Source organism: Microcoleus sp. K4-B3, assembly GCF_036704615.1.
Classification (GTDB): domain Bacteria; phylum Cyanobacteriota; class Cyanobacteriia; order Cyanobacteriales; family Microcoleaceae; genus Microcoleus.
In genome coordinates this window covers 21,788-46,368 of the sequence record NZ_JAUBSF010000057.1, presented here as the reverse complement: position 1 = coordinate 46,368, position 24,581 = coordinate 21,788, and the positions used below count along the sequence as shown (strand labels likewise).

At 44.7% G+C, this 24,581-nt stretch carries 16 protein-coding genes; 6 read left to right on the top strand and 10 right to left on the bottom strand.

Annotation, left to right across the window (positions count from 1 at the left end):
• Window positions 1-96: 96 nt before the first annotated feature.
• Window positions 97-1,515, top strand: coding sequence for a 2-succinylbenzoate--CoA ligase (locus tag QUA78_RS21580; RefSeq protein WP_333305745.1), 1,419 nt, complete (start codon window positions 97-99; stop codon window positions 1,513-1,515).
• A gap of 101 nt (window positions 1,516-1,616) precedes the next feature.
• On the opposite strand, the gene QUA78_RS21575 is transcribed toward QUA78_RS21580, so the two are convergent.
• The 4 genes from QUA78_RS21575 to QUA78_RS21560 all read right to left on the bottom strand — a co-directional run bounded on the left by QUA78_RS21575 (window position 1,617) and on the right by QUA78_RS21560 (window position 5,234).
• Window positions 1,617-2,588 (bottom strand): putative 2-dehydropantoate 2-reductase, encoded by a 972-nt coding sequence (locus QUA78_RS21575; protein ID WP_333305743.1) that lies wholly within the window; start codon window positions 2,586-2,588, stop codon window positions 1,617-1,619.
• Between the two features lie 90 nt (window positions 2,589-2,678).
• Window positions 2,679-3,092 carry a thioesterase family protein gene (locus tag QUA78_RS21570; protein ID WP_333305741.1) on the bottom strand — a complete coding sequence of 138 codons (414 nt, stop codon included), beginning with the start codon at window positions 3,090-3,092 and terminating at the stop codon, window positions 2,679-2,681.
• A gap of 153 nt (window positions 3,093-3,245) precedes the next feature.
• On the bottom strand, window positions 3,246-3,692 hold the full coding sequence (locus QUA78_RS21565; RefSeq protein WP_333103984.1) for a tellurite resistance TerB family protein: 447 nt from the start codon (window positions 3,690-3,692) through the stop codon (window positions 3,246-3,248).
• A 237-nt stretch (window positions 3,693-3,929) separates the two neighbouring features.
• On the bottom strand, window positions 3,930-5,234 hold the full coding sequence (locus QUA78_RS21560; protein ID WP_333305739.1) for an ATP-binding protein: 1,305 nt from the start codon (window positions 5,232-5,234) through the stop codon (window positions 3,930-3,932).
• Window positions 5,235-5,360: 126 nt separating this feature from the next.
• On the opposite strand from QUA78_RS21560, the gene QUA78_RS21555 reads away from it, so the two are divergent.
• Window positions 5,361-5,678, top strand: coding sequence for a TMEM14 family protein (locus tag QUA78_RS21555; RefSeq protein ID WP_333305737.1), 318 nt, complete (start codon window positions 5,361-5,363; stop codon window positions 5,676-5,678).
• 475 nt (window positions 5,679-6,153) lie between these two features.
• On the opposite strand, the gene QUA78_RS21550 is transcribed toward QUA78_RS21555, so the two are convergent.
• Window positions 6,154-7,179, bottom strand: a complete 1,026-nt coding sequence (locus QUA78_RS21550; RefSeq protein ID WP_333305735.1) for a hypothetical protein — start codon at window positions 7,177-7,179, stop codon at window positions 6,154-6,156.
• Between the two features lie 77 nt (window positions 7,180-7,256).
• Here QUA78_RS21550 and QUA78_RS21545 point away from each other — a divergent pair, with 77 nt between their 5' ends.
• The gene (locus QUA78_RS21545) at window positions 7,257-8,669 is read left to right on the top strand and encodes a hypothetical protein (protein ID WP_333305733.1); all 1,413 of its coding nucleotides are present in this window, start codon (window positions 7,257-7,259) and stop codon (window positions 8,667-8,669) included.
• Window positions 8,670-8,684: 15 nt separating this feature from the next.
• Here QUA78_RS21545 and QUA78_RS21540 read toward each other — a convergent pair whose 3' ends face one another.
• Window positions 8,685-11,207 (bottom strand): protein kinase domain-containing protein, encoded by a 2,523-nt coding sequence (locus QUA78_RS21540; protein WP_333399009.1) that lies wholly within the window; start codon window positions 11,205-11,207, stop codon window positions 8,685-8,687.
• A gap of 548 nt (window positions 11,208-11,755) precedes the next feature.
• Between QUA78_RS21540 and QUA78_RS21535 the strand changes: the two genes are divergently transcribed.
• The 3 genes from QUA78_RS21535 to QUA78_RS21525 all read left to right on the top strand — a co-directional run bounded on the left by QUA78_RS21535 (window position 11,756) and on the right by QUA78_RS21525 (window position 14,435).
• Window positions 11,756-13,003, top strand: a complete 1,248-nt coding sequence (locus QUA78_RS21535; protein WP_333302331.1) for a glycosyltransferase family 2 protein — start codon at window positions 11,756-11,758, stop codon at window positions 13,001-13,003.
• A gap of 125 nt (window positions 13,004-13,128) precedes the next feature.
• Window positions 13,129-13,647 carry a deaminase domain-containing protein gene (locus tag QUA78_RS21530; RefSeq protein ID WP_333302332.1) on the top strand — a complete coding sequence of 173 codons (519 nt, stop codon included), beginning with the start codon at window positions 13,129-13,131 and terminating at the stop codon, window positions 13,645-13,647.
• Between the two features lie 140 nt (window positions 13,648-13,787).
• Window positions 13,788-14,435, top strand: coding sequence for a hypothetical protein (locus QUA78_RS21525; RefSeq protein WP_333302333.1), 648 nt, complete (start codon window positions 13,788-13,790; stop codon window positions 14,433-14,435).
• 31 nt (window positions 14,436-14,466) lie between these two features.
• On the opposite strand, the gene QUA78_RS21520 is transcribed toward QUA78_RS21525, so the two are convergent.
• The 4 genes from QUA78_RS21520 to QUA78_RS21505 all read right to left on the bottom strand — a co-directional run bounded on the left by QUA78_RS21520 (window position 14,467) and on the right by QUA78_RS21505 (window position 24,439).
• Window positions 14,467-16,740, bottom strand: a complete 2,274-nt coding sequence (locus tag QUA78_RS21520) for an FdhF/YdeP family oxidoreductase (RefSeq protein ID WP_333302334.1) — start codon at window positions 16,738-16,740, stop codon at window positions 14,467-14,469.
• Window positions 16,741-16,955: 215 nt separating this feature from the next.
• On the bottom strand, window positions 16,956-22,184 hold the full coding sequence (locus tag QUA78_RS21515; RefSeq protein ID WP_333302335.1) for an nSTAND1 domain-containing NTPase: 5,229 nt from the start codon (window positions 22,182-22,184) through the stop codon (window positions 16,956-16,958).
• A gap of 536 nt (window positions 22,185-22,720) precedes the next feature.
• Window positions 22,721-23,080, bottom strand: coding sequence for a hypothetical protein (locus tag QUA78_RS21510; protein WP_333302336.1), 360 nt, complete (start codon window positions 23,078-23,080; stop codon window positions 22,721-22,723).
• 666 nt (window positions 23,081-23,746) lie between these two features.
• Window positions 23,747-24,439 carry a response regulator transcription factor gene (locus tag QUA78_RS21505; RefSeq protein WP_333302337.1) on the bottom strand — a complete coding sequence of 231 codons (693 nt, stop codon included), beginning with the start codon at window positions 24,437-24,439 and terminating at the stop codon, window positions 23,747-23,749.
• Between the last annotated feature and the right edge of the window lie 142 nt (window positions 24,440-24,581).

Genomic DNA, 24,581 nt, shown 5'->3' with positions numbered 1-24,581 from the left:
TGATTTTAAATCACCCTAACCTTCCTTCAGTCTTGTCTTATGGTACTCTGGCTGCTTAAAAACTGTCCGGAGTATTGAAACTTGGTGAAAGCATCTATGGCAACAAATTCAACAGTAAATATCCTGGATATCGCGTCTGGCTTGCCCGATAATTGGCTTATCGGTTGTGACAGTCGCGAATTTGCCCGAATTGTCGATCGGCTATTTCAAGAAATAACCCACAATCCCGCACAAAAAACACCCCCAAAAATTTGCCTCTCCGAACCAGAACCAGTGCAATTTCTTGCCAGTTTCATCGCCGCCCGTGCCGCCAAAAGCCCTATTTTTCTCTGCAATCCCAACTGGGTAAAACCAGAATGGGAACAAGTCTTTGATTTAGTTCAACCAGACATATTTTTAGGACAATACCCGCTTCCCAACAATCCCCATATCCCAGTCCGCGAAGGCGGGCTTCGTTTGTATAGCCGCGAATTCCATTCGCCTAGTAAAAGCGGTTTTGATACAATCATGATTCCCACCGGCGGTTCTTCAGGGAAAATCCGTTTTGCCATCCACACTTGGGAAACACTAACGGCATCAGTACAAGGTTTTCAACAATATTTTCAAGTTGAAAAAATCAACTCTTTCTGCGTTTTGCCATTATACCACGTCAGCGGTTTAATGCAATTTATGCGTTCTTTTACTACCGGAGGAAAAATCGCTATTCAGTCATTTAAAGAATTAGAAAATGGTAAAATATGCGATATCGAACCCGAAGAATTTTTCATTTCTTTAGTTCCAACTCAACTGCAACGGCTGCTGCAAAACCCAGATACAGCTAATTGGCTGAGACGGTTTCTGGCTGTAGTTTTGGGCGGTGCTCCGGCTTGGCCGGAACTTTTAGAAACAGCTAGAAATTATCAAATCAAATTAGCCCCCAGTTACGGCATGACAGAAACCGCCTCGCAAATTGCTACACTAAAACCCGAAGATTTTCTCGCTGGCAATAACAGTTCCGGTCAAACTTTACCGCACGCTAAAATAACTATTCGCAGTGCAAATGGCGATATTTTGTGCAATAATCAAATCGGAAATATTGCGGTAAATGCTAAATCTTTGGCGTTGGGTTATTATCCTGAAAATTTTGGCGATCGCGAATATTTCCAATTAGACGATGTGGGATTTTTTGATAAAAATAACTGCTTAAATATCGTCGGACGCAGCAGCGACAAAATTATTACAGGCGGAGAAAATGTATTTCCGGCGGAAGTTGAAGCCGTTGTGCGATCGACTAATTTAGTTGCGGATATTGCTGTAATTGGCTTGCCAGACAAAGATTGGGGTCAAGTCGTTACGGCTATCTACCTTCCCGCTAATTCCGAAGTTACTGTCAAAAATCTGCAAGCGGCAATAGAAGATAAGTTGAGCAAGTTTAAGCAACCGAAACATTGGGTAATCGTCGAACAATTGCCGCGCAATTCTCAAGGGAAAGTTAATCGAGAACAATTGCAAGAAATTGCGCTCGAATATCAATAATTATTAGGCGCTCGCAATCAATGCAGAAGGCAGAATTTCTCATGCTTATTTCCGACTCCTGACAACAGTCAACAGTCAACAGTTAACAGTCAACTGACTAATTACGACAAACCTAACAGCCTTCTCGTCCTCTCTGCTTCTTGTCTTTGAACGTCCATAAACTTCAACATTCGGTAAAGTACCTCTATTTGGGGCAACTTAATACCTGCTTGCTGCGCCACCCGTATCGGATTACCAAAAATCGCCTCAACTTCCAGGGGCCGCGATTCATCATAATCGATTTTCATGCTCGTGCGGTAAGGCTTCATTTTCTCAGTGTATTCGAGCATATGTGGGATAAAGTCATCGGCAATAATGCGATCGCAACTTTTGGCTCCCGCTACCACTTCCCCCATCATTTCCTTGACTAAAATCAGAGTATCGGGATTAGCCATCAGTTCATCTGTTCTCGCATCCAACACTACAGACAGCCCGTTATAAGGAATATTCCAAACCAGCTTTTTCCACCTTGATAATAGCAAATCTTCGCTCATTTTAATAGGAATATTAGCACGTTTAAAATCCCCAGCAATTTGGTGCATTCTATTAGTAATACCGATGGCTTTGTAGTCTTGGGCATATTCTCCCAGCGTGATAGTGCCGTAATCTAGGTGGCAGATGTGACCTGGCCCAACTTTATAAGAACAGAGAAAACACAGCCCGCCAACCACTCGTTCTGCACCGACAATTTTAGCTACTTCTGGTTCCGTATTCAATCCGTTTTGCAATACTAAAACCGCGCCGTTATCCTTTAATAAAGGAGGCAAAATTTTGGGCAACAAGTGATTTTGAGTTGTTTTCAGCGCTACAATTACTACGTCGCACTGAGGCATTTTGTGCGCGTCGTGGTAGGCGCGGACGTGGGGGAGGATGAAGTCGCCTTCAGGAGACTCGACAATCAAACCGTGTTTTTTGACCCGATCGTAGTCGCTGCGTAGCAAAAAATTGACTTCTAAACCTGCTTGTTGCAGTCTAGCACCATAGAATCCCCCTAAAGCTCCCGTGCCGACAATGGCATAATTGCGATTTGGCATAATATCAAAAACTCAGAAATAACGATCGACTAAACTGTAATTTTACTGTCATTCCCTGCTATTATTTAAAGATAGAACTAATCTGAAATCTCAGATATCAAATTTCTTGATCCACTGCATCAATTCTTCAGATAGCTGTTTTCTAGTTCGGCTAACTCCATTGATGCAGACGTGCTTAGTAAGACCTTTCGCCGCGCTTCTTCCTGCAACTTCGCCAGAAAATACTTGATAGGCAATTTCAAATTCATCGCCAGCAACTTGTTTGGGCGTCAATTGAATCGTCAGCCGATCGCCCGCAAACATTGGGCGATAAAAATCTACACTAGCATGAATTATGGGAAAGGCAACCTCGGGATTGCTGAAAAATGCTTTGAGATTGATTCCCGATGCTGCTAGAGATGCCTCGTAAGCTTCGTGGCATATCGCCAAAACGTTAGCAAAGTAAACAACTCCAGCAGCATCGGTATCTTGAAAGCGAACAGTGCGAATGTAAGTGAAAGGCATTTGAGGTAGTAACGGGCGATCGCAAATTGGATCTGAATTTTACCAACCATCATATCCGTAAACCCGCACTTTTGGAGAAGTTATCAGCTAAGTAAGTAGGCGCTAATTTTTTCTATTGTAAAACTCGCCCTCCTCACTCCTTCCCCTTCTTTATTAACCTTTGTTCTTAATCAACATCACATCTATAATCTTGAGGGCAATATCTTCGGAAAGCCCCAATGCACTGTAAAGATCGTTCAAAAGTTGTTCTTCTTCTTCTGAAACCTCGCCATCTGCTAAAGCGATATCAGTTGTCACAGCAAAAACTGTTTCTTTAAGTTCGTCCGGAAGCGTTGCCAAAGCCGCATTAAACAGTACCTCAACTCCTTGCCGTTGCAGAATCATCAGCAGGCGATCGAGCATTTTTCTCATCACGTCATCGGGATAGCTGCGGAACAGTTGCATCCGAGATAGCGTCATGCTAATCGCTTTGCTTTCGCTGTCATTGATGTAACCGTCGGCTGCTACGGCAATTAGCGCGATCGCCGCAAATGATTCGGCAGGCCCTAACGTTACTTCCGTTTCTTGGCGAGTCTGCGATACTTTATCAAATAAACCCATGATATTTTCCTCATTATTTAGTAGTGGATTCATGGAGTCAGGATCAGCTCTGGCTCGGGAGGTTTGTTTGGGGATTTCGACAATTATATCAAATTTTGTTAGTTATTTGTTATCAATAAAATTATGAAAAAATTAAGAATTTTTATTTCGCCGTCGGCGCTGGAAGGGCAGGTTGATTCATATCCTGAATTACCTTCCCATATCTCAGGTAAAACCCGCCCTCCCAGCCCCGCCGATCTACTTGTCAAAAATGGCTAAATCTGCTTTCAGGAAATCAACAAACTGCCGCGCAGTCCTGCCCGATCGACCGTTGCGGCGAGTTGCCCATTCTTTAGCGCGGTGTTCCAAATCATCGGGAGCGAGTTTAATTCCAGCAAGTTCTGCCAGATGTCGGACAATTGTTAAATAAGTGTTTTGATCGGCCGGTTCAAAAGTTAAAGTCAAGCCAAACCGATCGCTAAAGGAAAGTTTTTCCTGCACAGTATCCCAAGCGTGAACTTCGTCTCCATCGCGGGGGCGAGGCCTGTCGTCAAAAAACTCTCGAATTAAATGCCTGCGGTTAGATGTGGCGTAAACTACTACATTTTGAGAGCGAGCTGTTACATTTCCTTCCAAGACAACTTTCAGAGCTTTAAAAGCATCGTCATCTTCCTCAAAAGAAAGGTCATCCACAAAAATAATAAACTTTTGAGGAACTCCCCGCAACTGCTCGACAATTAGTGGCAAATCTTGCAAATCCGATTTAGATACTTCAATCAAGCGCAGATTGCGAGATCCAAACTCATTTAATAGCGACTTCACCAAAGAAGACTTACCGGAACCGCGGCTCCCGTACAGCAAGACGTGCAAAGCCGGATAACCTGCCAGCAAAAACTCCGTATTTTTCACCAGAGCATCCCGCTGCCAATCGCAGCAAACCAACTCTTTTAAAGTTATGCGATCGGGATGCAAAATACTCGCCAACTGCCCTCCCCGCCACGCAAAAGCGCGATATTCTGCAAACAAACCCGTTCCAAACTGTCGGTAATAAACTGCCAAAGATTCTGTAGCGCTAGACCATTTTTCCAGTTTTTCGTGCAGCGGCAAATCGCCCTTTTCTTTGACACTTTCTGAATGCCAAATCGGAGGCACAGCGTCAAGTTGACCCGCTACCCGCACCCACTTGCTCAACTGATCGCTGCTGCAGTCGTAAATATTTTGCAGCACTTGTAAATCATGTCGCGCTGCTTCCACCAAGGCGGGGGGCAAACTCGCAAAATCTGTTTCCTGAGCTCGGCGAGAAAAGGGGTTTTCGTCTTTGAGAATTTCAGCAATCAGAGAATCTTTCCAGCTCAGATTTTTAGCAGCCTGAACTTTGAACCAGTTCCCGTAAGCTACCTGACATTCCAAACCGCTGACTTCGCTGTGGTGGAGGGCTTGCAGCAAATCGAGAAAAGCTTGACCTGCGGGGCTTTTGAGAACTGATTGATACAGCAGCAGAGATGCCGCTTGGCGCTGGAGGTAACGGATTTGGGCGATCGCACTAGAAGTTAGGGCTGACATAATGGCAATTGTATAACAGTTAGATATCCTGACTGGGTTTAATAAATTTTCTAACAATTTGTGACCGCAATTGCAGGTCTCGCTGTATAAACTTAGATGCAAAGAGTGAAATTTCGAGGATGAAAAATGAATTTAGGTACAGCAGCGGCGATCGGCTACGGCATTTTAACACTGGTTGGCGGCATCATGGGTTATATCAAGGCCAAAAGCCAAGCCTCGCTCATTTCGGGCTTGATTAGCGGTTCGCTGCTAATTTTTGCCGGCACCGCACAACTCATGGGACAAAGTTGGGGTTTAACATTAGCAGCAGCCATCTCCGCTGTTTTAGTAATAGTTTTTATTGTGCGCCTTGTTAAAACTCAAAAATTCATGCCGGCAGGAATGCTAATTTTAGCTAGCTTAGCGTCTTTGGGCGCGATCGTTTACGAAATCAGCGGTCAATAGATTTGAGATTTGAGATGGGAGAGTTTAGATTTTAGATTTTAGATTGACTTCACAGCTTTTACTGGGAGCTTGAACTAAAGTCTAAGCTTTTTTATCTCCACCACTTATACCAATTCTAAAAAGTAGGGAGACATATAGATTGTACGCGAGCATCTGTAAGGATACGGCCTTGCCGTGTCCGGGGCTGGTCTCTGTGACTTTTAATAATTGCTAGAGTGAATATAAGAGTTGGCGGTTGAAACCGCCACTACACAAACGAAGTTCGGATGGTGCGCGAACTTAAGAATAAAGGGAGCATTAAAGCCGGATTTGGTATCAGCCTGTATTACCAATTACCAATTACCAATTATAGCGGTTCTCAAGCGTGGTGAGGTATGCCCTATGCCCACGGAGGCCTATGCCCACGGAGGCCTATGCCCACGGAGGCCTATGCACGTCGGGTACCTCATGTTACTGAGAAAGGCTATACCCATTACTAATGACTGATGACGGCTTCAATATACTGCTGAACTTCCCTGAGTTGCTCCCGCTGGTATTCGATCCAATCTTTTTCCGTCGATCGCTGTTGGGCTGTTTCTTGCTGATACCGCGCCTGCTTATCTAAAAAATCATTGTAGAACCTCATCGCTTTTTCAACAGTTTGAATTGCCAGTTTCATGCGCTCCTCAAAAATTTCTAAAATCAAATTATCCATGATTGACCCAATCACTTTACAGGACTCTTCAAAATCGACCAAACTGATTCCCATCTTGCTTTTATGAACCAGAGTTTCTACAGGTTCTTTCAGCGTTTCTTTAAAACTCTTCATATAAGAATCCGGCAAATATTTCAGTGGCTCCGTAAACTTCGACACAATCTCGCTGCCTATTGATTGCAGTCGCTCTCTAAATCGCGCTTGACTTTTGATGTCGAAGCATTCAAGACAAAATTCAAATTTTTCTATATCAATAGATTGTAATTCTTTAAAAATCAAATTAAGTTCATTCTCCATAATTAAAATCACTCGCTCTGCCTGGTAATCAACTTCATTCCGTAACTCTTTGTGCAAATTATCTTTTTCAACAAAACCGATAGTATCTCTTTGAAAGACTTGATAGTTTTGATCCCACAAAAACCACTGATTTTTTAACTTTGTAGCCTTGTCGATCCACGATTGGCGAACTTTAACAACAGCATCATATTTGCCCTGTTTTCCTAAACTGCGAATTCTCACATCGCATCCGCTTAGTTCGCCAATTTGCTCCCAGACATCAACAGGAGATGCTCCAGCAATTCTCGGCTTGCTATTCCAGACATCCTCAGCCTGAGATACATCTTTGAAACATACCTGAAGTAACCCCTTGAGTCTGATGGCAGATTGCTTAATTTCCTCAATACAAGGTTCCACATCTAAACTGAGTTGGGTAGCTGACTGTTTAATCTCCACGGATTGATATTCGTCTGCCAACAATCGATCGCTAAACTGGGTAATAGCCTGGAATGCCTTGAGATACTCATTCATTTCCTTTCATCCCTCGTTTCCCTAAACAGCATACAATACAGAACATCTGCCTTTTTGAATGCAAACTGAGTCACAACATGGATTATCTATTCACCCCTGCAACTCAGGCTAGACTCAATAGTGGCAACCTCGTACAGCCTGCAGCCAAAACAGGAAAATTGCTCCCGGCAGCTAGAGATCCGGTGACAGGGGAGTTTGTGGAGATCGCAAAAATCTTTTATCAATCAACAAATAGAACTTTATGCGATCGCGGAGTTATAGGATTGCTCGCACAGTTAGCCGGAGGCGGCCCCGTACAGCCGCTGGTAGCTCCCGTGTACGTGACAGTAGCGCCGTTGCAGGTTGCTCAAACTCATCAGGGGTTTCAAAAAATATACAGAATGCTTAACTGTCTGAAAATTAATTTGGCAGTGATGCAAGCAACTGCAGCAGTCATGGGTATTGGCGCTGTATCGAGTACAGTTTTGTCAGCAGTAAACCTCAACCAAGTATTAAAAATCAGAGAAGAGGCAAAGCACCAGAAACTAAAAATTAAAGACGGGTTTATCGATCTCAGACACATCCTCAAAGATAGGGGAGTAGAGGTGATCCAGCAGATTTTTAAGGTGGCTCACGACTCAAGTTTTGAAATGCACCGCCAGAAATTTGTTAACGGTTACGATATTTTTTCTAAAGCTGTCAGACGCTGCCAGTCAGCCCTGACAGTGCCCGATTTCAAACTTCGGAATTCCGAAATTAATAGCGGGCGGGATATGCTGTTTGAGGCTTTAAAAATTTATGACAATCCCAGTTTGTTGGAGGGGCTGTGTTCTGCCGGACAACTCCGGCAAAGGGAATGTGTTTGGGCGATCGAGCAGGCGATCTGCGTCACGTTTCACTTGCAGCGGGCCTACGATATGGTGAGCGATCGCCTGCTGGAACTCCAATCAAAAATTCGTCAAGATCTTCTAACTGTTGTTAAAGGATGTCAATCGGAACCGGAATTAGATTTTTTATTTCCCGAAGTTACTAGGATTCTCGGTCATGATTTAAGTGTAATAGAATTTTGGCAAAATGAGGTTGATTGGATGCAAACTTTGTCTTCAAAAGAGCAGCACCAGTTAGCTAGTTTAGATAAACTCAGCGGCGATAGTTTAAAAAGCAGCTTGCACACTACATTCGCGGTATTAGCTGCGGAACTTTCACTTTATGAAACTTTAAAGCAAAAGTCTCACTTTCTATCCTTGCGCGACCAGCTAACCTTCGCTGTGTCGCCGGAAATCCGCCGGAGATACGAATTCTATGTCAGCCAGCAGGCGATCGCTACTGGCTATCAAGCTTTAGCTGCCTCGAATTGGCAAGAAATATCCGATTTAACTGTGGCTAACCTCTACTACTTTTTTCAAATTCGAGAGGACTCAACTGAAAGTTCTCCAACTGAGGACGAAGTAGAAACGCCTTATTGGCACTTTCCCCCAACCTTAAAAAACGAGCTGAATTACAGCAATTAAATGACAGGGGACTAATTACCTCAGCCACAACTTAATAGTATTGTCTTTAGAACCGCTAGCAATAGTTTTGCCGTCGGGACTAAAAGCAACCACATAAACTTCATCGGAATGTCCCGTCAAAGTATTCAGCAATTCTCCGGTAGCAAAATCCCAAATTTTAATAGTTTTATCCTTGCTTCCGCTCGCAATAAACTTCCCGTCCGGGCTGATAGCAACCGAGACAATATCGTCAGAATGTCCGTTGATAGAGCGAATTAAATCTCCTGTTGCGATATTCCAGATTTTAATAGTTTCATCGTAGGAACCGCTAACAATTGTCTGGCCGTCCGGGCTAACAGCAACCGACCTCACCGGGTCGCTGTGTCCCTCAAGAGTTTTAAGCAACGCCCCTGTTGCTACATCAACAATTGTAATTTTTTTATCCTTAGAAGCGCTAACCAAACTTTTGCCATCTGGAGTGAAAGCAACAGAATAAACAAAATCTGTATGGTCGGGCAAATTCTGAATCACACTGCCAGTTGCTGCATCCGAAATCTTCGTGGTTGTGTCTCCGCTGCCGCTAGCCACAAGCTGTCCGTCGGGGCTGAGAGCGACAGACCAAACAGAAGCAGTGTGGTCGAGACTGCGAATCACTTGCCCTGTTTTCAAATCCCACAGCATGACTCGCCAAAAACCGGTTCCAGTAGCCAGTTTCGTACCCTTTGAGTCAAAAGCAACCGACCAAATAGTGGAGGAATCTCCTGGAAAAGTGCGGATCGACTTACCTGTAGCTAAATCCCAAATTTGGATGGTTTTGTCTTTAGAACCGCTGGCTAACATTAAGCCGTCTGGACTGAAAGCAACAGACCCAACGGCATCTGAATGCTGAGCGAAATTTTTGACTTTGGCGTTCTTCCACTGCAAGCCTGCTTGGCACTGTTCCTGTAACTCCTGAGCGGACGCATAGCTGCTGGAAGTGCCGGCAATTGTTGGTATTTGGCTGATGCAGCCTTCATAATTGCTGGCTTTATAAAGAGCTTCAATTTGATTGAGCTGTTGAGATTCTTTCTGGACTCGCTGCTGCCATTCTTGCAACTTGAGATATCCGTAAATTCCGCCGATCGCAGCTAAGATAGCCGCAATTGTTGCCCCGGCGAGATAAGGATTGAATTTGCGAGTTTCTTTGGGGACAAGCGCTGCGGTCGGGGCGATCCTCTCCGAGGGCTGCGCTAACGACAAATCGGTTTTTCCGTTCAGATTTAGCTGGGGGGATACCGCCGGACTTGCCTGCAATTCGAGTTGAGGGGCGCTGCTTGCTGCTGGCGGATTGGGGTTGCGGTGTCCCTCCAAAACTGTGGAGATCGCCTTGTACAATTTAGCGAATAAAGATTTAGGAATGACTAATTCTTCGATTTTCGCGGCATCTTCGTCAGTAAGCCCTAAAACTTGCTGCAAGCGTTTTAACTCGTCGCGAGTTTCCAAAGAAAAGGGATATTCTTGCTGCATTGCTTCTTGCAGTGATTGTTCGTAGCGTTCGCCTTTTTGCCTGTATTTGCGGTAAGGGTTCAATACCTCATCTTCGATCGCCTCTGCTTCTTCTGGCAGCAATTCCAAACTGACGCGCAGTTCATCTAATATTCTACGACCGACGACTGTAATGTCACCGCGGCTGCTGCTGCGCCGATCGACTTCTTCGCGATATATTGTAAGCTTGGGAATCCGCGCCCGAGAGCGATCGCCAATTTTCCTCAAATCGGCTAAAGCTTCCGCCGCCGACTGGTACCTCTCCCGAAAATCGTAGCGCACCATATTGTCCAAAACATCGGCCAGCGCTTGGGAACACGCGGCTAAATGGCGCCAAACAATTTCGCCTTTATTAGAATTTTTCAAATCCCGCAGTTTCGGCAAATCGTAAGCCGGCAAACCCGTCATTGCTTGGATGCCAATCATTCCCAAAGCGTAGATATCGCTGTTGAGTTGCGGGTTGTATTGAAATTGTTCGATCGGCATATATTCCAGCGTGCCAATCCGCACAGTTACCGGCGCTTGCCTTTGAGCGATGTGAATTTCTTTCACCGACCCAAAATCGATCAAAACTAACTTGTTGTCTGAATAGCGGCGGATTAAATTTGCCGGTTTAATATCTCGGTGAATTACTCCCTGCCCGTGTACAAACACTAAAATTTCTAACAGTTCCTTCAGCAAAGAAATCATTTTTTCTTCTGTTAGAGGTTTGCCCGGTACTATCTCGGTTGATAGCGAGTGACCGGCAACAAAGGATTCAACTAAGAAAAATTCTTCATTTTCTTCAAAATAAGCGAATAACTGAGGGATTTGGTCGTGTTGACCGAGCTTTTCTAGAACTTCTGCTTCTTTTTGAAAAAGACGGCGCGTAGTATTAATTAATTTCGGTTCGGTGGTACCGGGACGCAGGTGCTTGACAAAGCACTGCGGTTCTCCCGGACGGCGAATATCTTTGGCCAGATAGGTTTGTCCAAATTCTCCTGTTTCTATGACTTCAATGATTTGATAGCGTCCATCTAAAAGTTGGCTCACCATGATAATAACGCAGCCTTTTTTTGGTTGATTTTCGCAAGAAACAGTTGCACTGCCGGCAGGAATTGCTATTTTTACCCTTCGCAGCCTCGCTCTTTACTTTCTCTCTATGTATCGCTGCGATCGATTTAAATTGCATATTTTGGCGGGCCGGATGCCCACCTCACAAGAACTTAAGTTGATGCGACCGCCACTGCAAACTCGGCTTTATTTACTAAATACTTTATTTTTTCAACATCTGCAAAGCTTGATATCCCAAAAAGAAAAAACCCAAAGCGCCGAGTACCGCTATCGTGTTCGCAAACACATCGACTGTAAAAAATTCGCCCATTGCAATCTCCTCTGACAACTGATATCTATCCTCGGCTTTTCGGTCGCTGACCGGATGAGGGGTCTTGCCCCTCGCTACGGGCGAGCCGAAAGATGCTCACAAATTATAGCAAAAGAGGCGGTCAAAATAACTTTCCGGGCGATCGACTAGCTTTTTGTTTTAATATTTTTTAATATTTAGGAAGACAAATCGTGCACCGAAAATTTGAGGTCAGTTCGCTTTGATATTGTTAACCCTGCTAATTTTTTCTCTCATAGTAAGTAGAGCTTACACTAAGAATTTGCGCCGATCGGTCAAAAATGCGCCTCGAACCGACAGAATTTCAGCGAGGCTCTCACCTGGGTCAGCCGCGCAGTTCCCCAAAGTTTCGGTAATCGTACCAGCATACAACGAAGCGGAGAATATTCGGGATTGCGCGATCGCCATTTTGGAGAGTACACCCCTGTCTGTGGACAACCTAGAGGTTTTGATTGTAGACGATCGATCGACAGATGACACGCTAGCGATCGGGCAAACCCTGCAACAGCATCTCAACGACCCCCGGCTTAAAATATTAGCAGGTCAGCCGCGACCTGCGAACCAATATTGGGCGGGCAAAAACTGGGCCTGCGCCCAAGCTGTTCAGATAGCAACCGGAGACTTCTTATTATTTATCGATGCCGACGTGCGGCTCAAACCAGGGGCGATCGAAACCGCTATCGCCACAGCCGAAACCGAGAAAATAGACTTGTTCACCTCTATGCCAGCGCTGGTTTGTGAGTGTTTTGCCGAGTGGTTAGTGCAGCCGATAATGTTCAATCACCTAGCAGTTTGCTACGACTTTACCGCCGTCAACGATCCCTCGAAAACAGACAGTGCTTTTGCCGGCGGCCCATTCATGCTATTTAGGCGATCGGCCTACGAAAAAATCGGCGGTCACGAAGCAGTTGCCGGCGAAATTGTTGAAGATGTGGAACTAGCTAGACGCATCAAACGTGCGGCTTTAAAGCTCGGACTTTATTCCGGTTCAAATTTGGCATCCGTGCGGATGTATCGGTCTTGGAACGCATTGTGGGAAGGCTGGACAAAGAATCTGTATCTGGGTGCTCACCGCAGTTGGGTAGCGATGGTTTACATGGCCGCAATTATGTTATTTCTTTATCCTATGCCGTGGTTGGCATTAGGTATTTTGCTGGCAAACGGGGACTTCGCAGAAATTCTGGCAATTACCAATTATCAATTACCAATTACCAATTACCAATTGCCAATTACCTTGTTAACTATTTGTTTATCCGTAATCGTAATTTGGCAGCATTACAATTTGCGCCGCTTGGGTGTCGAGATTTCTGACTGTCCGACGAAATACTGGTGGTTGGGAGGTTTGGGAGGTGCGTTAGTGGCGGCGATCGCGATCGGTTCTGCGATTAAAACCGAAACCGGTTGGGGATGGACTTGGCGCGGTAGAGCCTTGCAAAATCCGAATACTTAATAGAAATTGTTTTGGCAAGTTCTATTAAGTACGGTAGAATGAAAATACCTGAGTCACACGAGGCTTTAAGCTTATGTCTAACTCAGGTTATATATAAAATTATTTGTAAAATTCAAATTAATTGCGTGAAAAAAAACTTAACTACAGGAAGCCCCTATAGAAACACACTTCATTACGAGTATCCCCAAGACATACCTGAGTCCTATGCGGATATCGTAGAGGAACTGCGGACTAAGGCTCTAGAAGTTCGATCGATTTGTATTAAAAAAATCGATTCTGGTAATGCTGCTGCTGCGAAACTCGAACTCGCAACAGGTGGAGTTTATAGAAAAGAAGCTACGAGCAAGAAAAAGCCTATCAATATTCCAGGCGAAAACAGTGGGCCAAAGTTGTTTTTTGAGCCAAGGATTGACAGAGCATCACTCAATAATAATTACAACGAAAAACACGCTGAGTACAAGCTCTTCAATGCACTTGCAGGAGAATTGGAAGGAGATAGTGTACCTTCGGATGCGACAGGAAGGCTTTACCTCTACACGGAGATGGAGATGTGTTCTGGGTGTAACACTACTTGCGATGAAGACTTTGGTAGATTGTTCCCGAACATTCAAGTAATTATCTTCTACAAGGAGCCATATCCGTAGAAATATAGGATAAAAAGCCAGTAGAGCCAAGAACGGCTTTACTGGCTTCTCTGGGGAAGGTAGAATGGAAGTGATATCAAGCTTAACATTAGCTGGCTCTTAGTTTACGATTAAGGAAAATACATAAGGAGGAAAAGTCAATGATACAGTTTGACATAGGTCATTACACCGATTTCAAGTTGCCCAGCAACTCAACTATTCCCGATCAATTACAGCAAACACTTCGCACGGTTTGGGACCGAAAATATGACGATTTATACGAAAGAGGCGGAAACAGCGATGTAGAAGAAGCTTTTGTAGAAGTAATGACAGCCTTTGGAATGCCTAATGATGCAATATCCCATCAGCGATACGTCTATATGGCTTATGGAATAGCATTAGCAGCTCAACCGACCATTAAACATTACTTTCCTGAAGAACACAAGGTTGATATCGTTCAAGCAATTGTATCGTGTTGGCTAAAGGATGGTGGTGAAATCCCAGAAACTTGGGCAGATACCTTGTTTCCTCATGTCAACAAAATTGGAAGATATCAAGCTGCTGATGAAGCTTATAATATCTTCTATGGCTTGCTGCAAACACTCAATACCAAAACAGCCTATAATGCCATCTTAGATATTCTGTATGATGCCATTACTGGCGATGCCATTTCTGGTTTTGCTGCGGCCCAACGAGATATGTTTAATTGGTGGTTGATCGAGGTGGTTCCTGCTGCCTATTGTTTAAAGCTGCCATCTACTTTATATTCGGGAAAATGGGAATTTCCGCCCCTGAGTCAGTGTGCGTAATTGCGATGAGGCAATCAATAGTATTCTGTTTTTACCTTTCCGCATAAACAAAAGCAGGTACGCGCTTGTAAGCAGGCGTACCCGATCGCTTTTCAATTTCCGGGTTAAAAATCACATTAACTTCAGGATAAAACATCAAAGCAGCACCCACGCGAACCGCCCCGTAAATCACCTCGACATTTTCCATTTTCCCCGCATTTCCCTGTACCGTAACCCGCTGATGTTCCTTCAAACCCACACTTTCTGCATCCGCACTATTCATCAAAATGCAGTTGCGGTGTGGCATTCCCCGGTATTTGTCATCAATTTTGTAGACGACAGTATTATGCTGAGAATAGCTGCGTCCCGTCATCAATGCCACAACAATACCCTTTGTTGATTCCGGTACTCCAAACTCTTTGGTTTCCGGTAATTTCAGCTTAGGTAAAGGCGCGACAAACATCTTCGCTTTCCCAGACTCTGTAGGGAATTTAGGTTCTGTAAAAATGCGACCGCTGATGGTGAATTCTTCTTTGGTTTCATCAATTGTCGCTATTTTTTCATAGCCAGGAATAGTTTTAGCAATCAATTGCCGAACGTATTTTGTGTCTTGAAGTTGGCGCCAATCAACGGGAAAATTGCCGTGAATTCTGCTGGCTAATTCTGTCAAAAAATGCACTTCAGGAATCAAATCAGAATTTTTGAGATGAGTTTCACCCTCATCATTTAAACGCACAAAATTATTCCCAGATTCCACCGTTGTTTTATGGGGGTTTTCAAAGCGATTCAGTACAGGAATCACAATTGTATTGTGTTTTGCCAATCCGCTAAAATGCCCTAAGTTCGGTTTAGTTGCCAGGTAAATAATAGTTTCAATTTTACCTAAAGCGCGTTTTGCCTGAGTTGAATCTGGATTTGCCCCATACAAGTTGCCGCCCAGACAGATCAGTGTATCGACTTTGCCTGCATCTGCTGCTTCAATGAGCGATCGAGTTTCGTAACCCTTAACAGGGCTGAGGGGACGATTTAATAACTTTTCTAAAGCTTGTTGAATTTCTTTTTTCAGCTTCACAGTGACGCCCATAGAGCCGAATCCTTGGACGTTTGAGTGTCCTCTGACGGGCATTAATCCCGCCCCTTCTTTGCCGACATTTCCAGTCATTAAGGCAGTATTGGCGATGCTGAAAACGTTATCTACACCGTTATCGTGTTGGGTAATTCCCATCGCCCAACCGAAGACAACCCGCTGTGAAGTGCCGATAATTTTGGCGGCTGCCTCAATTTCTGCGCGGGAAACTCCGCAGGTTTTAGTAATAGTTTCCCAAGACGTTTCGCGGGCGTGCTGGACTGCTGCTTCCCAGCCTTCTGTATAAGCTTGCAAGTATTTTTCATCCAGCAATCCTTGTTCGATTACAGACTTTTGAATGCCGACAAATAGAGCCGTATCGCTACCGGGAATTGGTTGCAAGTATAGCGAGGAAATATCGGAACCGGGGATGAGCGACTTGACGGGAAAAGCAGGAGAACCAAACTTGACTAACCCGATTTCCATGACCGGGTTAATTACAATTATTTTACCGCCTTTGTCGCGAATTTTAATCAATTCGTTCATCAAGCGGGGATGGTTGTAGGAAGAATTGCTGCCCGCGAGCACGACGCAATCTGCTTGCTTCAAGTTTTCTAGACTCACTACCGAGGTGCGGGTGGCAAACATTTCGCTTAAGCCGGTTGTCGAGGGAGCGTGGCAGAGATCGGAACAATCTGCTAAGTTATTGGAACCCATCGCCCGCATCATCAATTGCAGCAGAAAAGCCGCTTCGTTGGAAGAGCGGCCGGAACTGTAAGATGCGACTCGTTCGGGAGTTTTGCGAAAGGCAGCTTCGGCAATTTGATAAACTTCTTGCCAAGAAATGCGATCGTAATGAGAGGAACCAGCCCGCAAAATCATCGGAAAACTCAGCCTTCCCAGCCTGTCGGCTTCCATTGAAGTTAATTGCTGAAGTTGCGCAATACTCTTGTTTTCAAAAAATTGAGTTGAGATAGCCGGCTTGATTTCAGCAGAGATTGCTTCGACGCTTTTCATGCAGCGCTGAAGTTTTTCGCCTTCTTCATTCGTAAAACCTCCTTTCTGCCCGCCAGTGCCCCAAGAACAGGACAAACAAGCACTTTTGTGCAGCAAAGTTTTCCAAAGTTTTGGGCCTTCTGGAGACAATGTATGCTTTGCCCAAAACTCAATTACGGGCAAACCGCCACCTATCTTTGGTGTTTCCTCGTTTGTCTCGTTGAATGGCGGGATTGGTTGGACATTTTGGGAGTTGACATCCATGCGGTTTACCTTTTGTTTGAATTGCGGATTGATGCGGCGGGCGAACCGCCAAAGGAGTTAAGTTTATTACTGGAATTTTACCGCCTATTTACCGCCTAAAAAACCAGTCAACAGATAGATATTTTAATCTAAATTCAACTCTCGGTTCGCAGTCAGGAAGGCAAGTCCTTCTTCATCCGCAGGCAGAGGAATGAAGTCCTCACTACAAACCAGGTTTACTTCCTCTTATTTAACGCCTGTTTCCCAAACCCAAGACAAAGCAGTCGATCGCCCTCAGCAACATTCGGGTCATTTTGCAAATAATCTCCCAACCACTCGCAACTCCGAGCAATAATATTATTCAGTTCCAAATTCTCCACAGGCAACAGAATTACAGTCCTATCCCTACTAGCAAAAGCCAGAGTTTTGCTGTCCGAACTAAAAGTAACGCTCAACACGCGATCGCTCGATTCCAAAGTCTTAGATAGCAGCGCCTTCTTGCCGTCAAAATCCCACAGCTTAACAGTATTTCCCCCACTCGCCGCCGCAATCAACTTGCCGTCAGGACTAAAACTCACGCTTTCTACAGTATCGCTGTGGTCGAGTTTTTCAGTTAAATTCGCCACCTTGCCATCAAACTCCCATAAATAAACTTTTTTGTCAGCGCAAGCAGCAGCAATAGTCTTACCGTCGGGACTGAAACTAACATTTTTAACGCTGTCCCGGTGGTCGAGAGTTTTCAGGATTTTCGCTGACGAACCGTTAAATTGCCAGAGGTAAACTCTCTTTTCTCCGGTAATTTCAAAAGCCTTTTTCTTCCCGCTTGGCTTGTCCTCAGCAGCGGTAGCAGTAGCAATAGTTTTGCCGTCGGGACTGAAGCTAACGCTAATTACTGGATTGGTGTGATCGAGTTTTGCAAACAAAGTTGCTTTAGCACCGTTCCAGCGCCAGAGGTACAATTTGCGATCGGCACTTGCGGCGGCAATTATTTTTCCGTCTGGACTAAAACTCACGCTTCTGACAATGCCGCTGTGGCTGAGAGTATCTAACAGTTTCCCGTTTAAATTCCAGACTTTCACCGTTTTGTCATCGCTGGCAGAAGCAACAGTTTTATCATCAGGCGAAATGCTCACCCAGGTAACAGAATCCTTGTGACCTTCTAAGGTTTTGAATAAACTGCCGTCAGCGTGCCAAAGTCTCACTGTTTTGTCTCCGCTAGCAGAAGCAATTGTTTTGCCGTCAGCACTAAAACTAACTTTGTAAACCCAGTCTCCGTGTCCCGATAAAATCTTATTCAACGGAGTGCTGTCCGGTTGCCAAAGTTTCACTGTTTTGTCCTTACTTGCGGAAGCAATAGTGCCGTCGCCGCTGAAACTGACGCCCCTCACGTCGTCTTGATGTCCTCGAAAAGTGTTGAGCAAAGTGCCGCTGCGACTCCAAACTTTCACCGTATCGTCTGCACTGCCGGTGACAATTTTTTCGCCGTCGCGACTGAAACTCGCGCTGACAACTTCATCGTTGTGTCCTTTGAGAGTTCTGATTTCCTCACCATTTCGGTTCCAAATTTTGGCTGTGGTGTCGGCACTTGCTGAGACGAGTTCTCGACTGTTGGGACTGAACTTAACGCTGTAAACAATTCCAGAATGATTGGTTAATGTTTTGGGATTATTTTTAAATTTCTGGGTTTTACTTTCTCGGTTCCAAAGCTTGACAGTTTTGTCAACACTTGCTGAGGCAATTGTTTGGCCGTCGGGACTGAAACTGACGCCGAGCACCCAGTCTTTGTGTCCGGTTAAGGTTTGCAGCAGTTGTTTGTTCGCAAGGTTCCAGATTTTGACGGTGTTGTCGTGACTGGCGGAAGCTAGGGTTTTGCCGTCTGGACTGAAACTGACGCTGGTGACGATATCGCGGTGGCCTGATAAAATGCCGTGAAGCGGAGCTATCCCGTAGGGAATCGCACTTTTGTCGTTATCTACTTGCCAAATTCTAATTGTACGATCGGCACAACCAGTAGCGATCGTTTTCCCATCGGGACTAAAACTAACACTCGTCACGCTATCTGGGTGATTGAAAGTTTTTAATAACTTACCTTCTTTGCTCCACAATTTCACAGTTTTGTCAGCACTTGCCGAAGCAACTAAATTGCCGTCGGGACTGACACTCACATCCAAAACAAACTTGCTGTGCTGCTCGAAACGGTTGCGTTCTTGCACACCGGAAACTGCTTGTCTGAGTCTTTCAGAAATTTGATTTTTAGTGTCCACAGGCAGCGCTGTACTTTTCTGAGAATCACGGCCGATTTTGATACTATTTCCCAACACTCCTAATTGATTTTTTTCATTAGAAAGCACCAAAGCTTCCGACGCCGAATTTAGGGCATCAGTCCGACTGGTTTCTGCTTCTTGCCGCGCGCTTTCTGCTAATTTTGCTTGCTCGAATGCCATCGCCGAAACACCTCCGAGTACAAGCACTCCTAGAACCGCCGCCCGCAATTGCCATCTCCGAGCTTGATAAAGTTGAGCTTCCGCTTCGTGCTGTTTGTCTCTAGCTTGACGCTGTTTGTCTCTAGATTCCGACAGCAAAGCATCTCGCTCTCTGTCTTTGCGAATTTGTTCAATTTCATCTCGGTTAATTTGGTTTTGCTTTCGCAGTTCCTCGAATTCTGCCTTTTTATCTAATTCCTGCTGCTGGCGGATGAAGCTAACTAGATAATCGTGAACGAGCTGGTAAAGCTCTGCCGGCAGTTCCGTCCACCTAAAAACTAAACCAGACTTTACTAACAGTTCTAAGACTAAATCTAATTTATCAGCTTCGGCAAATGTCGCTAAATTTGAGGCTAATTCGGCGCGGGTTTTTAGGGGACGGATCTCGTCTTCATCTGTCAGCAAATACAAAACTCGGCGCGCCGCTACTTCATTTTCCGGGCCGCAATCTTTGATGACTTCTTCGAGAAATCTTTCGACTAATTTTTGTTGCGGATTGTTGCCAAGTTCCTGATATTGAGTTAAAGTTCTAATGTTCTCTTGTTGCAGTTGAGCGCCGACAAGTTGTAGTTCGATCGGGCGGACTTCTCCCAATTCTCCAGCTAAATCTTTGACTAATTCTTCGATTAGCTCTGGTTCTAAGTAAAACTGCGCTCGTTCAGTTAAAGTGCGAATTACCGATCGCGCATCGCCCAGGGAAAAATTTCCCAAATAGAACAGAATATCTTTGCTGAGAATGTCCTCCAAAATATCATTATTAATGAATCCTGTCTGGTTTTTTGGTCGGGAAAATTCCAATAAATAGTGCAGGTAATCTTCCCGCAAAGACAGAATGACTTTTAAATATTTTATTTTTAAACATTCCCTTAAAAAATCAAAAAATATCTGCCTTTCCCCTGGCTCTTTCCACACGAAAAAAAATTCTTCAAATTGGTCGAATATCAGAACAGTCACTAAATGTTCTGAATTTATTTGCAGAGCCTGGATAATGTTTTCGTATTCTATCGCCTGTTGTTCTATGATTAATTCTACTGGGTGTGACGGCTCAGTTTTATCCTGATTGTTCCCAGCCGATCCGCCGTTAAACCCCGAAATAAGATTTCCCGTGACTGTGCCTGCTTCTACTGGAAAATCTACTGGAAAATCTACTGTTACTGCTTCGGAAATTTCCGGATAGAATATTTCAGCTTTACCAGCAGATAACTGTCTGGTCAATTCCCGCGGCCAGTTGTTGTAAACTTGCAGCACTATCGGCAAAACAGTCCGCATTTCTATTTTTTTTTGTTTGAGAGCCGGTACTAATCCCCCGGTGACAATTGAACTTTTACCAACTCCAGACTGACCGTAAATTACTGTCAGTTTGTCTGGGGTATTGTTCATCCTATATATCAAGCGATTGAGGTCTTGTTCTCTGCCGGAAGCAGTAATTTCGTCAGCAATAGTAGCAGCGCCAGCAAGAGTTTCGGCGACGGAATTAACCGCTTCTCTGTGCGGCTGCAACTTTCCGGCTCCAATAAAAGCTCGGAACCGATATGTATGTTCCACCGCTCGATAATCTTGCTTAATTTGAAATGCTTCGAGATATTCTCCCCGCATAAAATAGAGCGATCGCAGCATTTCTAAAATCCGCAAGTACAGTTGCGGGTTGTAGCACGGTTCGGTTTCCGAGCGAGCAAGCTCTAAATGCGCGATCGCCTCCTCCATCTCACCCAACTGGCTCTGAGCTTCTGCTAAAATTAACAGATATAAGCCTTGATGCTGCGACTTTACAGGCGTTCCATGTCCCGTCGCTTCTAAATTCGAGTTGAGAACGTTTAGAGCGACTAAAGCCCATTCTTTTGCCCCTTGCCAGTTCTTTTGCTCTAAGGCTACTCTAGCCAAAAAGCCGTAATCTTGAGCCAAATTAACTGCTGAATTTTCCATCTTTTGATGTAACCTCCGAGCTTTGATAGCTAAATTCCAGAGTGCATCCCAATCTTCTAAATGCTGTAATACTTCGCCGAGTTGATTGATGAATATACCAACTGCATCCGACCGTCCTGCGCGTTCTAAAACATCTATACATTCCTGAAAATAATTCTTAGCTTCCGTCCAGTAAGGACGGTTCCCGCTGCGGTGTCTTTCTGCTTGGAAGCGGTAGCAAAGACCGATGTGGAATAGCATAATTCCCTCTAACACCGGGGCCGGATGAACGGTAAATAACAAATTGCTAAATTCTGTCTTTGCGCCAATAAATGGTACTTGATACTTCCAAAAATTGAGACTTTTTTGATACAATGCAAGAGCAGCCGGGATGCGGTGACAAGCATATTCGTCCCGACCGCGAATAAATTGCAAACTCGCTTCAATAGCGGGTTCTAACCTGATGTTGCAAGTTTGCAAGTCTTGGCTAGCGGACTCTAATTCAGTCAAAGAGTTGGTTCCGAGAATGGCAGAATTACTTAAACGCCAATTGCCGCTTTCTAAAATGTTGGAAAAAATGCGATCGGCACTTTTACCCAGGAAATCCACCAAGTCGTCTGGGCCGAGTACAAATTCAACAGTTGTCGTCCAAGTCTCGATATCTGTTACTAACCGAATCAGTTTTTTTAAAATTTTGTCTGTCACCCACAGCACCACCGGGAAGGGAAAATTATTCCGAAATTCTTCCCTAACGTAGTTGGTAGAAGTCAGGACTCGATCGATCGCGCTTACCGATTCCAATCCAAACACCATTAAAGCTGGCGGATGCTTGCCGGAAAGTTCGGTTTCTATCGTCGTGTAAAGAGTTTTAACAGATGCCGGGAGGACAAGTTCTCGAATCTCGATACCAGACTCCTCGCGCAATTGCCGTACAGTTTCCTCTCTCATGGCACTGTAATTGCACCGCACCAACATCAGCGAAAATTGCCCCTGAGACATTCTCAGAGTCCGGGAAAGAGTTTGCAGCGAACTTTTGTTTTGCTGTGCTGCGGTGTCTTGCTGGCAGTGGGAATTAATCATAATTAATATTTGAAAAAGTTTCTCAGAATAGGTACTGTCAACTGCCGATCAAAAGAAGTTCGGCAACGGATTCGCTTTCTTCGGATGTAACGGATAGAAGGAAGTTCGGCAACGAGCAATGTACCGGATGTAACGGATGTAACGGAGGTCAGCAAGAAGGGATCGACCGCATAAAGTGCAATTAACAAATTCATAACTAACCGTTTTTGCGGTTGCTATAAGCTTACTTGTACCAGTTTTTGCGTTCGCAAATCACAGCGAACCATCACATAGTTAAGTTTATTTCTGCCCGTTTTGGCAATTTCCCCTCACCGGGAACCATCAATTAGTTAAGTTTATTTCTGCCTGCATACTTATTGTTGTAGCGGATCAAATTAAAACATACCCAAAAAATACATACTCTGTTATTCGCATATTCTCAGCAAAATCAACCGGATTTTACAGAAATCTTGATGATGGCTCAAATTGTACCCAGCTAAAGAGTCGTAGTTTGCGGGGTTCCCAGCCATAGCCCAAATCGCACAAATCCGATTCAGTTATTCGCAGATGCCAGAAATCCGGCATTCCCGGGTTGACTGGCCCCTCACATCACTGAGATAAACTACCGGCGGCGGCTCATCAATTACAGCTTGAAGATTGTTGGTCATAAATTTACTAATCTCCATATCTAAAGTAGCTGCAAAATCAGGTTCATCCCAATCCTCGCTTTCTTCAATGCTGATTGTTGTTGGTGCGCCAATATCAAAATCAAGCTCATCGCCAAAATCCGAAACTTTCTTAATTGGATCTATTTTCTGATCGGTATCAGCGGCCAAAGCTTGAGTGGTATTGGCTATTAGTACGATCGGCAGTGCTACTATGGCACTTATCGTTTGTCGCGCCGTGATTTTCCTCATGCTATCCTCCTGGTACAAACTAAACTTTTGTGCTGCTATACATTCAACATCGGCCGCTACTTTCCTGCGCAGTCATTAATGAATAGTGGTTTCTTTTCTGAGAAAATATAACCTCATCTGTGACACTTCGCTACAAGTTTGCTTTACGGAGGGTATCCGGTCAACTGTTTGCCTTTCTATTTACTACGTGAAAACTCTTAAACAGTCAGGTTTTCCCGTTAAGTAATTCCCCAGCCTTTGCGAGTGTTCATCTCAGACTCAAAGCAGTGAGAAGTACGCGCGGCGTAGCTATCCCGTAGGGAATCGCACCCCGCGCTGCCACCAGCAAGCTGATGTGATATACCACAGCCACCAGATATCTGTCAAGACTTATATCTTAACATTTCTAATTTTTTGCATAATTATCGTTACCAGGAAGAGCGCATTCCTGACAACTTAACGTAAAACCGATAGTCCGGTTCTTGTTGAAACCCCTGTCTCAGTCTCTCTCAAAGCTAAAGTCCTCGCTATGAGGACTGAAGAACTCATTAGTCCTCATAGCGAGGACTTTAGCTAACCCCGTCGAATTCATTCCCTGGCGGACTAGAAGCTTAAGTTGTCACCAATGGGAAGAGCCTGGTAACGCAGAGCGGCGAAGCAGAGCCTCCAGCAAAGTCGAGAGGGCTTCTACTTAGTCAAGCCGTGTTCGAGAGCGAAGCGAACCAACTCAGTACGGCTGTTAGTACCCGTCTTGCTAAACAAACGGCTGACGTACTTTTCCACATTGCGCACGCTAGTTTCCAAGCGGCGGGCAATTTCTTTATTCATCAAACCTTGAGCAACCAAATCCAAAACACTTTGTTCTCGCGGAGTCAAATCAATTTTAATCGGCGAAGGACTTTGGGCGATCGAACTCCGCCCGCTCAGCAAAGACTCAATTCTCGCCATTTGGCTTGTCAAAGCAGCAATATCGGGACTTTCAGCACTTTCGCCCGTCTCCTTAGCAGCCGCGCGGCGGGCCAGCAAATTCGTTACAATTGCTACTAACTCGTCGGGATCGAAGGGCTTAGAAAGATAAGCATCGCAGCCTGCTTGATAGCCCTGAATGCGATCGCCCGTCATCCCCTTAGCAGTTAAAAACACCACCGGCAAAGCCTTATAGCGAGGATCTTCCCGCACTTGCTTAAGAAACTGATAACCGTCCACCTGCGGCATCATAATGTCTGAAATCACCAAATCCGGATTGTACTGCTGCAAGAGTTCCCACCCATCCCGAGCATTACTGGCAACCTCAACCGCAAAATCGCTATCTTCCAAATAAGCTTGTACCGCTTCCCGCAAGCCCGGTTCATCGTCTACCAATAATAATCGTGCTGACATATCTCTTACCCTTACGCTTTACCAGTATCTTTTAATTTAGCCGCATTTAACTCTTATTGTCACTCCATCTCTCGAAGGATCTCAAAAAATTGTTGTTAAACTCCAGAGTTTTGAGCTGTGTTTTGATCTAACGATAAAAAAC

Coding starts and splice junctions, on each gene's coding strand:
- QUA78_RS21525 (WP_333302333.1), top strand. CDS start 13,788: ATGATACAGTTTGACATAGGTCATTACACCGATTTCAAGTTGCCCAGC.
- QUA78_RS21580 (WP_333305745.1), top strand. CDS start 97: ATGGCAACAAATTCAACAGTAAATATCCTGGATATCGCGTCTGGCTTG.
- QUA78_RS21555 (WP_333305737.1), top strand. CDS start 5,361: ATGAATTTAGGTACAGCAGCGGCGATCGGCTACGGCATTTTAACACTG.
- QUA78_RS21575 (WP_333305743.1), bottom strand. CDS start 2,588: ATGCCAAATCGCAATTATGCCATTGTCGGCACGGGAGCTTTAGGGGGA.
- QUA78_RS21505 (WP_333302337.1), bottom strand. CDS start 24,439: ATGTCAGCACGATTATTATTGGTAGACGATGAACCGGGCTTGCGGGAA.
- QUA78_RS21515 (WP_333302335.1), bottom strand. CDS start 22,184: ATGATTAATTCCCACTGCCAGCAAGACACCGCAGCACAGCAAAACAAA.
- QUA78_RS21560 (WP_333305739.1), bottom strand. CDS start 5,234: ATGTCAGCCCTAACTTCTAGTGCGATCGCCCAAATCCGTTACCTCCAG.
- QUA78_RS21550 (WP_333305735.1), bottom strand. CDS start 7,179: ATGAATGAGTATCTCAAGGCATTCCAGGCTATTACCCAGTTTAGCGAT.
- QUA78_RS21545 (WP_333305733.1), top strand. CDS start 7,257: ATGGATTATCTATTCACCCCTGCAACTCAGGCTAGACTCAATAGTGGC.
- QUA78_RS21570 (WP_333305741.1), bottom strand. CDS start 3,092: ATGCCTTTCACTTACATTCGCACTGTTCGCTTTCAAGATACCGATGCT.
- QUA78_RS21540 (WP_333399009.1), bottom strand. CDS start 11,207: ATGGTGAGCCAACTTTTAGATGGACGCTATCAAATCATTGAAGTCATA.
- QUA78_RS21510 (WP_333302336.1), bottom strand. CDS start 23,080: ATGAGGAAAATCACGGCGCGACAAACGATAAGTGCCATAGTAGCACTG.
- QUA78_RS21565 (WP_333103984.1), bottom strand. CDS start 3,692: ATGGGTTTATTTGATAAAGTATCGCAGACTCGCCAAGAAACGGAAGTA.
- QUA78_RS21520 (WP_333302334.1), bottom strand. CDS start 16,740: ATGGATGTCAACTCCCAAAATGTCCAACCAATCCCGCCATTCAACGAG.